General features: G+C 60.6%; 11 protein-coding genes and 1 pseudogene. 6 read left to right on the top strand and 6 right to left on the bottom strand.

What is annotated here, in order from left to right:
* Positions 1-28 precede the first annotated feature (28 nt).
* Both IEW17_RS12795 and IEW17_RS12790 read left to right on the top strand, forming a co-directional pair.
* Positions 29-1561, top strand: coding sequence for an aldehyde dehydrogenase family protein (locus tag IEW17_RS12795; protein ID WP_188562441.1), 1533 nt, complete (start codon positions 29-31; stop codon positions 1559-1561).
* A 187-nt stretch (positions 1562-1748) separates the two neighbouring features.
* A complete protein-coding gene (locus IEW17_RS12790) occupies positions 1749-2144 on the top strand; it encodes a DUF779 domain-containing protein (RefSeq protein WP_188562440.1) in 396 nt (131 codons plus the stop codon).
* A 118-nt stretch (positions 2145-2262) separates the two neighbouring features.
* On the opposite strand, the gene IEW17_RS12785 is transcribed toward IEW17_RS12790, so the two are convergent.
* The 4 genes and pseudogenes from IEW17_RS12785 to IEW17_RS12770 all read right to left on the bottom strand — a co-directional run bounded on the left by IEW17_RS12785 (position 2263) and on the right by IEW17_RS12770 (position 5153).
* Positions 2263-2736, bottom strand: coding sequence for a MaoC family dehydratase (locus IEW17_RS12785; protein ID WP_188562439.1), 474 nt, complete (start codon positions 2734-2736; stop codon positions 2263-2265).
* A gap of 71 nt (positions 2737-2807) precedes the next feature.
* A pseudogene (locus IEW17_RS12780) lies at positions 2808-3211 on the bottom strand (DUF4197 domain-containing protein).
* The gene (locus IEW17_RS12775) at positions 3121-4440 is read right to left on the bottom strand and encodes a family 1 glycosylhydrolase (RefSeq protein ID WP_188562438.1); all 1320 of its coding nucleotides are present in this window, start codon (positions 4438-4440) and stop codon (positions 3121-3123) included. Before IEW17_RS12775 ends, IEW17_RS12780 begins: the two are co-directional and overlap by 91 nt.
* Before the next feature lie 107 nt (positions 4441-4547).
* Entirely contained in the window at positions 4548-5153 is a 606-nt protein-coding gene (locus IEW17_RS12770; RefSeq protein ID WP_188562437.1) for a 2,3-bisphosphoglycerate-dependent phosphoglycerate mutase, read from the bottom strand.
* Between the two features lie 104 nt (positions 5154-5257).
* Here IEW17_RS12770 and IEW17_RS12765 point away from each other — a divergent pair, with 104 nt between their 5' ends.
* The 4 genes from IEW17_RS12765 (at position 5258) to IEW17_RS12750 (ending at position 9256) form a co-directional block, all read left to right on the top strand.
* Positions 5258-5884, top strand: coding sequence for a bifunctional 4-hydroxy-2-oxoglutarate aldolase/2-dehydro-3-deoxy-phosphogluconate aldolase (locus IEW17_RS12765; protein ID WP_188562436.1), 627 nt, complete (start codon positions 5258-5260; stop codon positions 5882-5884).
* Positions 5885-6044: 160 nt separating this feature from the next.
* Complete coding sequence (dgoD, locus tag IEW17_RS12760; protein ID WP_188562435.1) at positions 6045-7193, top strand: galactonate dehydratase; 1149 nt, start codon at positions 6045-6047, stop codon at positions 7191-7193.
* 188 nt (positions 7194-7381) lie between these two features.
* A complete protein-coding gene (locus tag IEW17_RS12755) occupies positions 7382-8374 on the top strand; it encodes a 2-dehydro-3-deoxygalactonokinase (RefSeq protein WP_188562434.1) in 993 nt (330 codons plus the stop codon).
* A complete protein-coding gene (locus tag IEW17_RS12750) occupies positions 8375-9256 on the top strand; it encodes an SMP-30/gluconolactonase/LRE family protein (protein ID WP_188562433.1) in 882 nt (293 codons plus the stop codon).
* 16 nt (positions 9257-9272) lie between these two features.
* On the opposite strand, the gene IEW17_RS12745 is transcribed toward IEW17_RS12750, so the two are convergent.
* Both IEW17_RS12745 and pbpC read right to left on the bottom strand, forming a co-directional pair.
* Positions 9273-9665 (bottom strand): DUF4259 domain-containing protein, encoded by a 393-nt coding sequence (locus tag IEW17_RS12745; RefSeq protein WP_188562432.1) that lies wholly within the window; start codon positions 9663-9665, stop codon positions 9273-9275.
* A gap of 68 nt (positions 9666-9733) precedes the next feature.
* The gene (gene pbpC / locus IEW17_RS12740) at positions 9734-12046 is read right to left on the bottom strand and encodes a penicillin-binding protein 1C (RefSeq protein ID WP_229748984.1); all 2313 of its coding nucleotides are present in this window, start codon (positions 12044-12046) and stop codon (positions 9734-9736) included.
* Between the last annotated feature and the right edge of the window lie 272 nt (positions 12047-12318).

The raw sequence follows: 12318 nt of genomic DNA, 5'->3' as shown, positions 1-12318 counted from the left end.
CCCACTCAACTTTTCTTTTTCCAACATCATGGCTGAAACCTTAGAAGAAACCACCACCTTGGTGGCACGCCCCAAGTTCAAGTCTCACTACGATAATTTCATTGGCGGAAAGTGGGTGGCCCCGGTCAAAGGCCAGTATTTCGACAATCCCTCCCCCATCGATGGCAAGGCCTTTTGTAAGGTAGCCCGCAGCACCAAGGAGGACATTGAGCTGGCCCTCGACGCCGCCCACGAAGCCTTCAAAACATGGGGTAAGGCCTCGGCTGCCACGCGCAGCAACGTGCTGCTGAAAATAGCCGATATCATGGAGGCCAACCTGGCCCACCTGGCGGCCGCCGAAACCGTGGAAAACGGCAAGCCCATCCGCGAAACCATGGCGGCCGATTTGCCGCTGGCCATCGACCACTTCCGCTACTTCGCGGGCGTGATTCGGGCCGAAGAAGGCTCGGCCACCGAGCTGAATGAAACCACGCTCTCGCTCGTGATTCAGGAGCCGTTGGGCGTGGTGGGCCAGATTATCCCCTGGAACTTCCCGCTGCTGATGGCCACCTGGAAAATCGCGCCCGCCCTGGCCGCCGGCTGCTGCGTGGTGGTGAAGCCCGCCGAGCAAACCCCCGCCAGCATTATGGTGCTGATGGAGCTGCTGCAGGACGTGATTCCGCCCGGCGTGCTCAACGTCGTGAACGGCTTCGGCCTGGAAGCCGGCAAGCCCCTGGCCAGCAACAAGCGCGTGAACAAAGTCGCTTTCACCGGCGAAACCACCACCGGCCGCCTCATCCTGCAATACGCCGCCGAAAATATCATTCCCGTGACCATGGAGCTGGGTGGCAAATCGCCGAACGTGTTCTGCAAGAGTGTGATGGACCACGACGATGACTTCCTCGACAAGTGCCTGGAAGGCGCGGCCATGTTCGCCCTCAACCAGGGCGAAATCTGCACCTGCCCTTCGCGCCTGCTCATCCACGAGGATATTTACGATGCCTTTATGTCCCGCCTCATCGAGCGCGTGAAGGCTATCAAGCTCGGCCACCCCATGGACCCCAGCACCATGATGGGCGCGCAGGCCAGCAACGACCAGTACGAGAAAATCCTGAGCTACCTCGAAATCGGCAAGGCCGAAGGCGCGGAGGTGCTGACCGGCGGCGAAGCCCACCGCGACCACGCGCACGATGAGCTGCACGACGGCTACTATATCCAGCCCACCATCTTCCGGGGCCACAACAAAATGCGGATTTTTCAGGAGGAAATTTTTGGCCCGGTGCTGTCCGTCACTACGTTCAAGGACAACGACGAGGCCATCGAAATTGCCAACGACACGCTCTACGGCCTCGGAGCCGGCCTCTGGAGCCGCGATGCCCACGAGCTGTACCAGATGCCCCGCGCCATTCAGGCCGGCCGCGTGTGGGTGAACTGCTACCACGACTACCCGGCCGGCGCACCTTTCGGCGGCTATAAAGCCTCCGGTTTCGGCCGTGAAAACCACAAGATGATGCTGAGTCACTACCGCCAGACCAAAAACATGCTCATCAGCTACAGCCAGCAGAAACTGGGCTTCTTCTAGGATTGAGGATTGCAGAGTAGTTTAGTTAAGCCCCAACCAGAACGTCATGCTGAGCTTGCCGAAGCATCTCTACCGGGGAAGTAACCTTAATTGGGTTACTCATGCGGTAGAGATGCTTCGACAAGCTCAGTATGACGTTCTGTTGGTTAATGCCCATGTAATCAACTGTATACTTTCCACACCCGCCATGCCCACGCCCCGCGTCTTAGTCACCCAAGCTGCCGAAGCCACCATTGATTTGCTGCGCGATGAAAACGGTCCGCTCATGTTCCACCAAAGCGGCGGCTGCTGCGACGGCTCCTCGCCCATGTGCTTCGCCAAGGGCGAATTCCGCATTGGCGGCAACGACGTGTGGCTGGGTCAGATTCACGGCTGCGACTTCTTTATGAGCACCAGCCAGTTCGAATATTGGCAGCACACCCAGCTCACGGTAGATGTGACCAAGGGTCGGGGGGCCAGCTTTTCGCTGGAAATTCCGCTCGGCGTGCGGTTTTTGATACGCTCGCGGTTGTTCACCGAGGAGGAATCGAAGGACATGGTGCCGGTGCAGCAAGGAGAGGAGTACCTGGAGCAGCAGGTGTAGCGTACTGCCTGAAGCCAATTTCGCACAGAGTTAAAAGCAAGAGGAAAAAGGAGTTTTACAGAGAGGACTTTACTCCATGAAACTCCTTTTCCCTCTTGCTTTTAACTCTGTGCGATAACTAAGCCGGCTCGTTGAAATGATATAGGAAGGTAATTACGCCCGTGTACGCGGGCTTTTTTACGCTATCAATTTCCAGCGTTACGCCCACCCGGGTTTTGGCGATGCCGCGCAGGTTGGCTACTGAAAGCAGGCTGGCGCGCAGGCGTACCTGGCTGTTCACGGTCACGGCCTGGTTGAAGCGCAGGCTTTCGATTTCGTAGTTGACCTGCATTTTCAGGTTCTTAATCGCCACTATTTGCTGCCAGAGGTAGGGCAGTAGCGCCACCGTGAGGTAGCCGTGGGCAATGGTGGCCTGAAACGGCGACTCCACCTGGGCCCGGGCCGGGTCGGTATGAATCCACTGGTGGTCGTGGGTGGCAGCGGCAAACTGGTTGATTTGCTCCTGCGTGATGGTGTGAAGCTCGGATACACCGAGTTCCCGGCCCACGCAGGCCTCCAGCTCGGCGAGGTTATGTATAATTACTTTACTCATGAACGGCGGATAAGATGCGAATTAAAAAGGGTCGCAAACATACGCCGTTCCCGCGCCATTGGAACTGGTGACTAGCTGGTGCGCCCGTCAAACACGCGGCGCAGCAACTCAGTGGAGCGCGCCACCGGGTTCTGGCGGATGTTGGCTTCTTCCCGGGCGATGAGCGTGAATGAGCCGTCCACGGCCTTGCCGGTGGCGTACCGGGTCAGTCGGCCTGCACGGACTTCCCCAGCGGCATGTGGTTGTAAGTGGTGGCCAGTTGGGCGTAGTAGCGCGTGGCCCCCACTTTGTCCAGGCTTTGCTGCATGATGGGCGCAAAAGCGGTGGTGAGCTGGGCATTGGTGGTGCGCTTGAGGTACTGCGTGGCGGCGTCCGTGCTAAATTTCAGGAAGCATCCGTCGAAACCGTGTTGGCCTCGGCGGTGGCCGGGTCGGCGCTGGCGGTTTTCACGTCTTGTTTCTGCTTCTGGGCCCATTCCTGCTGGCTGTCTTGGGGCATTACGATGGGCATTTGCAGGCAGATGCTGTGGGCGGGCAGCACCTGGCTCCAGTCGGCGATGAGCTGCTTGTAGGCCAGGCCCACGGGCCGGATGTTGCGGTCGAGGTCGTAGAGGCCCAGCGGATTCACGCGGTTGTTGGGTTCGCGTAGGGCGGTGTCCCAGTCCACCTGGTCGGTGAGGGAGTACCAGGTGAAGCCCACGATGGGCACGCCGTCGTTGCGCACGCGCAGCACATTGGCCCATTCTTTCCAGAGCCAATGCACGGCTTCGCCGCCGCCGGGGCCCTGCCAAAGGTTGGTTTCGGTGTGCATCACGGGCAGGCGGTAGCGCTCGTAGTACTGGTGCGTAATGGTGTGATAGCCAAATATTTCACCTGAGGCCTGAGTGCTGCCATCGGGGGCTACGCGGTGCTCATTGCTCTGGTAATAGTCGTTGCCCATAATGCAGTGCCGCTTCAGGTTGTTGCCCAGAAAAAAATGGTATTCCTCGCGGCTCATGCCGTTATCGGTCAGGTACTCATATACCTCGGAGTCGACGCGCCGGCCGTAGTTCAAGTCCAGCGACAGAAACCGGCGCGAGTTCATAATTTCGGCCGGCTTAATCGCGGCCGGGTTTTCGGCATGGAAGTACTCCGATGACTCGCTCTGAATAAAGATGGCATCGGGCCGGATTTCCAGAATGGCTTTCATGGCCAGCACGTTGGCTTTTACAATGTGCTTGAGCGCCGTCACGAAGCCCCGGTCGCTGCTCAGCTGTTCGTTCCACCACCCGTAAAGCCCCGAAAACTGCGCGCAGATGAACATCTCGTTCACCGGCGTGTAGAGCTGCACCCACGGAAAGCGCTGCGCAAATGCCCGGGCGTACTGCGCAAACAGCACCGGAAAATCGGGGTTCTGAAAGTTGCCAATCCAGTCGGGCACGCCGAAGTGGCACAGGTCGACGATGGGGGCAATGTTGCGCCGCAGCAAGTCCTGAAACGTGAGGTCGGCAAAGGCCCAGTCGTACTTATCCGGCCCCAGAAAAGTGGTGTGAATGGGCGGTCCGTAGCGCAGAAACCGGATGCCCAGCTCGTCTACCAAGTCAAAATCCTTCTCCCAAAGCTGGTAGTGGTTGCATTTCTCCAGCTCATCCACGCGCAGGGTGCCGTTTTGGATGGTGGGGTTGCTGTTTTCGATGCCGGTGGCGAAAAGAAACTGAGGACTCATGGGAGTGAGGTGGTGCGCCCGCAGTAACGGCCGCAATTGGTGAGGAAAACAAGATAACTACGGGGCAGGCCTGCCAGCGGCCTGCTCCATTCGCCGCCGTGGCGCGGCTATAAGTTCTGAATCTCCAGAATGCGCAGCTGCTCATCGAACCGGTACACGCAGATGCCGGCGGTCAGGATTTCGAGATGCATCACTTGGTCTGGGGTAAGGTGCTCCAAATACATGCGCAGGCCGCGCAGCGTATTGCCGTGGGCAACCACCAGAATACTGTGGCCGGCGCGCAGCTGCGGGGCAATTTCGGCTTCGTAGAATTTCACGGCCCGGGCTTGGGTCTGCTGCAGGCTTTCGCCGCCGGGCGGGGCCACGGTGTAGCTGCGCCGCCACTCATCTACCTGGGCCTGTCCGTATTTCAGGGCCACCTCGGTTTTGTTGAGTCCCTGCAGGTCACCGTACATGCGCTCGCGCAACGCCTCGGCGTGGTGTACGGGGATGGTGGCCCACGCCGGCCGCGCCACAATAATGTCGAGGGTGCGCTCGGCCCGAATCTGGGTCGAGCTGTAAGCCGCGTCGAAACGAAAGCCGCGCAGCTTCTCGGCCACCGTGTGGGCTTCGGCTTCGCCGGCGGGGCTCAGGGCCACGTCGAGCCAGCCCGTGAAGATATTGGCCAGATTGGCCGTCGATTCGCCGTGCCGGACCAGTACTAATAATGCCATGATGCCAAGCGGCGGCTAAAAAACGGGCCAGGCTGACTAACCCGGGTTCTCGGTTCTACGTTGTCGGGAAGCCGTAATGATGCGCGCCGCCCCCTGAATTCTCTATGAAGACGCTCTCGCACCTGCTCACCCACAAGGTTATCGCCATCGTGCGCGGGGCCAATCCCAAAGACCTGCTCCGCATTGCCCAGGCCCTGCACGCCGGCGGCGTGCGCGCCATGGAAGTCACGCTGAACTCGCCCGGGGCGCTGGCCTCCATCGAAGAAATTGCCGGGACCATGCCCGACGATTTCCTGGTCGGGGCCGGCACCGTGCTCGACCCCGAATCGGCCCGCGCCGCGCTGCTGGCCGGGGCCAGGTTCATCATCTCGCCCACGCTCAACAAGCACACCATCCGCATGACCAAGCGCTACGGGGCCGTGAGCATCCCGGGCGCGTACACGGCCACCGAGATTCTGAAAGCCTACGAGTACGGCGGCGACATTATCAAGGTATTCCCGGCTTCGGGCGTCGGCCCGAGCTATTTCCGGGACGTGGCCGGGCCGCTGCCGTTCATTCCGCTCATGCCCACCGGCGGCGTTTCGCTGGATAATATTCAGGGCTTTATCGATGTCGGGGCCGTGGCTTTTGGGCTGGGCAGCTCGCTGGTTGACACCAAGCAAGCCGTGACGGAGGCGTATCTGGCGCAGCTTTCGGAGAAGGCGCGGCAGTTTCGGAAGGTGGTGGGGTAGGGCGTAGGGGCACTGAACAGCCACCTTTGCTCGTCATGCTGAGCGAAGTCGAAGCATCTCTACCTCGGGAGCAACCCAATCGGCCCAACAAAGCGGTAGAGATGCTTCGACTACGCTCAGCATGACGTTCGTTTAGTTAAATTCATTTGCCTACCCACCCATGAAAATCATCCGCTTCGAACTCTTTCAGGTGCCGCCGCGCTGGCTGTTTCTCAAAATTGAAACCGACAGCGGCTTCATCGGCTGGGGCGAGCCGGTGATTGAGGGCAAGGCCGCCACCGTGGCCGCCGCCGTGACCGAGCTCATGGAAAACCTCATCGGCAAAAACCCGCTCCACATCGAAGACCATTGGCAGGTGATGTACCGGGGCGGCTTCTACCGCGGCGGCCCGATTCTGATGTCGGCCATCGCCGGCATCGACCAAGCGCTGTGGGATATCAAGGGCAAGTACCACGATGCGCCGGTTTACCAGCTGCTGGGCGGGCCGGTGCGCGACAAAATGCGGGTCTACTCCTGGATTGGCGGCGACCGGCCCGAGCACGTGGGCGCGGCGGCCGCCGATATGGCGGCCAAAGGCTTCACCGCCATCAAAATGAACGCCACCGACGAAATGGCCTACGTCGATTCCTACGTGAAGATTGACGCGGTGCTGGCCCGCGTGGCGGCCGTGCGCGCGGCTGGCGGCCCCGGCCTGGACATTGGCATTGATTTCCACGGGCGGGTGCACAAACCCATGGCCAAGGTGTTGGCCAAAGAGCTGGAAGCCTATCGGATTATGTTCATCGAGGAGCCCGTGCTGCCGCAGAACAACGAGGCCCTGCGCGAGATTGCCCGGCACACGTCCATCCCCATTGCCACCGGCGAGCGCATGTTTTCCCGCTGGGACTTTAAGCAATTACTCATCGATGGCTACGTCGATATCATCCAGCCCGACCTCTCGCATGCCGGCGGCATCACCGAGTGCAAGAAAATCATGAGCATGGCCGAGGCGTTCGACGTGGCGGCCGCGCCGCACTGCCCGCTGGGACCCATTGCGCTGGCCGCCTGCCTGCAGGTAGATGCCAGCTGCCACAATGCCTTTATCCAGGAGCAAAGCCTGGGCATTCACTATAATAAAGAGAATGATTTGCTCGATTACCTGGTTGATAAATCAGTCTTCAAGTACGAGAATGGGTACTGCGACATCCCCGCCGGGCCGGGCCTGGGCATTGAGATAAACGAGGAATATCTGCGGAGCCGCGCCGCCATTGGCCACAACTGGCACAACCCCATCTGGCGAAATGAGGACGGCAGCGTGGCCGAGTGGTAGGCCTTAACTGTATTAAAAAAAACGTCATGTCGAGCGCAGCCGAGACATCTCGCGTGCAGCAGTAATCAGAACCGCCACAACGAAGCACGCGAGATGTCTCGGTCTCTGCTTGATGCGCAGAATGCTCGACATGACGTTCGTGCTCGACATGACGTTCGTGCTCGACATGACGTTTATAATATTTTCTCATGGACCCAACCACCACCTTCCTCAGCTGCGACTGGGGCACCTCCGCCTTCCGCCTGCGCCTAGTGGAGCGGGAGTCGCTGAAGATTCTGGCCGAAACGCATTCCAAGGAAGGCAACGCGGCCACGGCGGAGCGCTGGCAGCAGGCCGGGCAGCCGCCCGCGCAGCGGGTAGCCTTCTACCGGAGCATCCTCCAGAAGCAGCTGACCAAGCTGGAAACCACGGTAAAAATGTCATTGGATGGGGTGCCGGTCGTGATTTCGGGCATGGCCTCGTCCACCATCGGCATGCTGGAGCTGCCGTATCTGCCGCTGCCTTTTGCTACCGATGGGTCAGATTTGCTCACCAGAACCATTCCCGCCGAACCCGATTTCAAGCATTCCATACTGCTGATTTCGGGCGTGAAAAGCGCCGATGACGTGATGCGCGGCGAAGAGGTGCAGCTCGTGGGTTGCCAGTTTGAGAACACGGCGGAACCTCAGCTATTCCTGCATCCCGGCACGCACGCCAAGCACGTGCTGGTGCAGCACGGCCGGGCCATCGCCATGAAAACCTACATGACCGGGGAGATTTTTTCCTTGCTTTCGACCAAAGGAATTCTGGCCGCTTCGGTGGAAGAAGGCGGCAAGCTGGATGAGGGCCAGAACCGCCAGTGGTTCGAAAAAGGGGTGGAGCACAGCCAGCAGGCCAACCTGCTGCACAATGCCTTCCTGGTCCGCACCAATGATTTATTCAAAAAAGCCAGCAAGCGGGAGAATTACTTCTTCCTAAGCGGCCTGCTCATCGGCAGCGAGTGCCACGACCTGCTAGCCCGCCGCCCCGCCAGCATCACCCTGGCCGGCGAGCCCGCGCTGCTGGCCCTGTACGGAGCCGCGCTGCAAAAGCTGGGTATCGCGGGCAACTGCCCGGTGCGCACAAAAACCGCCGAAGAAGTGACCCTAGTTGGCCAGGTAGCCGTACTCCAACAGCAGCTCATCACCTTAGGAAAGATATAAATGGCACCCGCCCTCCACGCCAAATCCATCCTGGCCGCGCAGGCCGCGCTGGGCGAGAGTGCCCTCTGGAACCCGGAAACCGCGCGGCTTTGCTGGGTCGATATTGAAGGACGAGCGCTACACGTTTTCGACCCGGCCACGGGTCAGGACCGGCACTATCCTACCGGTGAGCGCATCGGCGCGGTGGTGCCCATGCGCAACGGTCACGCGCTGGTGGCCCTGCAAACCGGCATCCACGAAATCGACCTGAATACCGGCCGACTCACCCGCTGCGTCGACCCCGTCACGGACGAATACCTGCGTTTCAACGATGGCAAGTGTGACCCGGCCGGCCGGTTTTGGGTAGGCACCTTCGACCTGCGGCGGCGGGCCCATATCGGCATGCTCTACCGCCACGACCCCGATGGCCGCACCCACGTCATGCTGCGGCGCATCACCAATTCCAACGGCTTGGCCTGGTCGCTCGATAAAACCACGATGTACTACATCGACACGCCTACGCTGGTCGTGCAGGCCTTCGATTACGACGATGCCACCGGCAACATTGCCAACCCGCGTGTTGTCATCCGCATTCCCCAGGGCAGCGGCGGCCCCGACGGCATGACCATCGACGCCGAAGGCAAGCTCTGGGTGGCCCTGTGGGGTGCCGGCCGCGTGCACCGCTACGACCCCGCCACGGGCGCGCTCCTCCAGGTAGTGTCGGTGGCCGCGCCCTTCACGTCGTCGTGCGCTTTTGGTGGGCCGGGGCTGAAAACCCTGTTCATAACCACCGCGCGGAGTGGCCTCATGCCGCAGCAGCTGCAAGAATACCCGCTCAGCGGCAATCTATTCGCCGTGGAGCCGGGCGTGGCGGGCGTGCCGGCCTTCTTCTTCGGCGGCTAAGAGTTGAGCAGATAGCTCAAGTTAGTCGCTCCAATAATTCGCGTTGCACCGCACGCCAGCTTTTGTAGTCGTCTCCTTCTTCCCAAAGCTCCTGCAACTCCGATTCCTTGAGAATAGCCTTAACTGCCCGGCGTGCTAGCTTTTTGGCCGATTCGGGGTTGGTAAAATGCAGGCTTGCGATACTGGGGAGTAGGTCCTGCGGAAAATCAGAAGTTGCTTTTTGCTGGGCCGCTGCCACAATTTCGGCTGCTGCCAATGCTTCACTGGCTACGTCAGCATCCACATACTCATCTTCAAAAGCAGCCTCCAAACTTTCAAAAAGGGTGCTTTCGACGGGGTTTTCTTGGAAGGTGGCCACGTAATCAGCAGCGGTGTCGTTGTCGAAATTGCGGTGACCCCAAGCGCCCATGATACGGTAGGTTAAGAGATATTAGTAGAAAGGTGAATGGCGAAGGTAGCCTGAAAAACGCTGGCCGCTCACATCTGCGCCACCTGCAGCTGAATATCCACGTTGCGCCCGTGGTCGTCGGCGCAGGAGATTTTTACTGCTCCGCTGGGTGGCCGAAAAAACACCCGTTCGGTGGCCGAGGCGGCGCGCAGAAACTGGTCGTTCACGTACCAGAACACCTGGCGCACCTCGCTACCCGCCGCGCAGCTGAGCAGCATCTGCTGCTTTTCGCCCCGGTTGAGCACGTATTCGGCATGGTCGAGCGGGGAGGTGATGGCCAGGGCCGGGCCCGCACCATCGTCGCGGCCGCGCACCAGCCGGCAGGCGGGGTTGTGCGGCGGCAGGCGCGTGGCCGGCAGCCCCTGCGTTTCGCGGAAAGCCAGCACTTCGGGCAGCGGATTCAGAAATAGCTGCCTTTTGAAACCAGCCGCCGGCACGCAGGCCCGGCAGTAGGCCATTGTGTTATCAGCCGAAACCAGAGCTTCTTTCTGGTGCTCGCAGCGCCGGGCCGTGGAGATGCCGGGCACGTAGTAATCAATCAGCTGATTGGGGCAATGCTCGCCGGGCACGAGGCCGGTTTCGGTGCACACCAGCCGGAAATCGAGCGTGGCGGGCGGCGTAGTCCAGTTGTTGGGCGAATTGTAGGCGAGGGTATTGAACAGGTCGAACAGCAGCGGCGAGGCGATGTCGGCCCCGGTCAGGGCCGGGCTGCCCTGGCCGCTGAAGTTGCCCACCCACACCCCAATGGTGTAGTCCTGGTTGTAGCCGATGCTCCAGGCATCGCGCCGGCCGTAGCTGGTGCCGGTTTTCCAGGCGATTTTGGGTAGGTGCCGGCTGCTTTGGTAGCCGAAAGGCAGGTCGGGCCGGGTGCGCTGCGCTAGAATATCGGTGATAAGAAAGGCGGCGGCGGGGGAGCAGAGGGAATTAAAAACGCCGTTTTTCAGGGGGCGGGCTGTCTGACTGCTAGACGCATTTTTAATTAACGACAAAGGCGCATACCGTCCGCCATCGGCCAGCGCCACGTACAGCCCCGTCAGTTCCTCCAGGGTCGTGCCGCAGCCGCCTAGAATAGTGCTCAGGCCCAGCCGGGGCGCGGCTTTGGCCACACTCCGGAAGCCGGCCGCGCGCAGCTTATCGGTGAAGTTGCCCACGCCCACCTCGGCCAGCACGCGCACGGCCGGGATGTTGAGCGAGTAAGTCAGGGCCCGCTCCACGGTCACTTCGCCAGCGCAGCTTTTATCAAAATTCTCGGGCCGGAAACCGCCGAAATTGGTGGGCACATCGGGCAGCTTCAGCTTCGGCGTCACGATGCCACGGTCCAGGGCCAGCGCGTAGAGAAACGGCTTGAGCGTGCTGCCCGGCGAGCGCACGGCCCGCACGCCATCGACCTGGCCCTGGCTGGCCGCGTTTTGGAAATCGGCCGAGCCCACGTAGGCCTCCACGGCGCGGGTGCGGTTGTTCACCACCAGCACGGCGGCCTGCGAAATGCCCAGCTCGCGCAGGCGGCGCACGTAGTTGCGGGTCAGGTCCCCGGCCTTGGCCTGGGGGCCGCGCCGCAGCGTGGAATGAACGATGGGTTGGCCGGGAAAACGCGTCACGAGCCGGCGCGCCAAGTGCGGGGCCAGGGCAGGGGCGGCGTGGCGCTGCGCATCGAGCGGCTCATTTATCGCATCGGCAATATCCTGGTCAGGAAATAAGTGCTGCCGCTGAAACTGCCGCAGCCAGCGGTTCCGTTCGGCCAGAATTCGGTCGTTGTTCTTGCCCAGCACCAACACCCGTGGCTGGTTGGGGATAATGGCCAGCGTCACGGTTTGGGCCAGGGACAGGTAGTCGGGCGGTTGCTGGAAATACAGCAGCGCGGCCGATTTCACGCCCTCGATGTTGCCGCCGTAAGGCACCAGGTTCAGGTACAGCTGCAATATTTCGGCTTTGCTATAATGGGCTTCCAATTGCGTGGCGCGCAGCATTTCCAGCAGCTTGTTGCCAACCGTGCGCTCCTTGGGCTCCAGCAACCGGGCCACTTGCATGGTGATGGTGCTGGCCCCGGTGGTGCGGCCCCGACCAAACACGTTCCGGCCCGCCGCCTGCATTATGGCCAGCGGATTGACGCCGAAGTGATACCGAAAATACCGGTCTTCTTTGTTGATAATGGCCTGCTGCAAAGCCGGGGTAATTTCCGCCAGCTCGGTTTTCATCCGCCACTTCTGCGTGGGGTTCAGGTAGGCGTGGAGCACGCTGCCATCGGCCGCCAGCACAATGGGGGAGTAGCGCGGCGCGGGCGGCAGGGGACAAGCGAGGTCGAGGCCCGCTGCTATTAAGAGCCCTGCGAGCAGAGTGCCCACAAGCCGCCATCCAGTTTGCCTAGTCATGGTCAAATATAACGGAAACCGGACATCGGTATTTCCGGACGATGGGCCAGGTGTGCGCGTGCCCCTCACCTCGGTCACAAGTCGACTGCGCCTTTCGGGGTGCGTGCACTCCCGCATCTCTCCGCAGCTTGGGGAGAGATTTGCCGAGGGGAACAATATTCGGGCATTTAAGCACAACAGTTACGACTTCTCTTGAAATGCGGATAGTTAAAATATGATTAACGTAAAAAAAATGCTGAAATGAT

Source organism: Hymenobacter frigidus (genome assembly GCF_014640435.1).
Taxonomy (GTDB): domain Bacteria; phylum Bacteroidota; class Bacteroidia; order Cytophagales; family Hymenobacteraceae; genus Hymenobacter; species Hymenobacter frigidus.
The sequence above is the reverse complement of the archived record's forward strand: the minus strand, read 5'-3'. Positions and strand labels throughout refer to the sequence as shown.

Coding starts and splice junctions, on each gene's coding strand:
- IEW17_RS12795 (WP_188562441.1), top strand. CDS start 29: ATGGCTGAAACCTTAGAAGAAACCACCACCTTGGTGGCACGCCCCAAG.
- IEW17_RS12790 (WP_188562440.1), top strand. CDS start 1,749: ATGCCCACGCCCCGCGTCTTAGTCACCCAAGCTGCCGAAGCCACCATT.
- IEW17_RS12785 (WP_188562439.1), bottom strand. CDS start 2,736: ATGAGTAAAGTAATTATACATAACCTCGCCGAGCTGGAGGCCTGCGTG.
- IEW17_RS12775 (WP_188562438.1), bottom strand. CDS start 4,440: ATGAGTCCTCAGTTTCTTTTCGCCACCGGCATCGAAAACAGCAACCCC.
- IEW17_RS12770 (WP_188562437.1), bottom strand. CDS start 5,153: ATGGCATTATTAGTACTGGTCCGGCACGGCGAATCGACGGCCAATCTG.
- IEW17_RS12765 (WP_188562436.1), top strand. CDS start 5,258: ATGAAGACGCTCTCGCACCTGCTCACCCACAAGGTTATCGCCATCGTG.
- dgoD (WP_188562435.1), top strand. CDS start 6,045: ATGAAAATCATCCGCTTCGAACTCTTTCAGGTGCCGCCGCGCTGGCTG.
- IEW17_RS12755 (WP_188562434.1), top strand. CDS start 7,382: ATGGACCCAACCACCACCTTCCTCAGCTGCGACTGGGGCACCTCCGCC.
- IEW17_RS12750 (WP_188562433.1), top strand. CDS start 8,375: ATGGCACCCGCCCTCCACGCCAAATCCATCCTGGCCGCGCAGGCCGCG.
- IEW17_RS12745 (WP_188562432.1), bottom strand. CDS start 9,665: ATGGGCGCTTGGGGTCACCGCAATTTCGACAACGACACCGCTGCTGAT.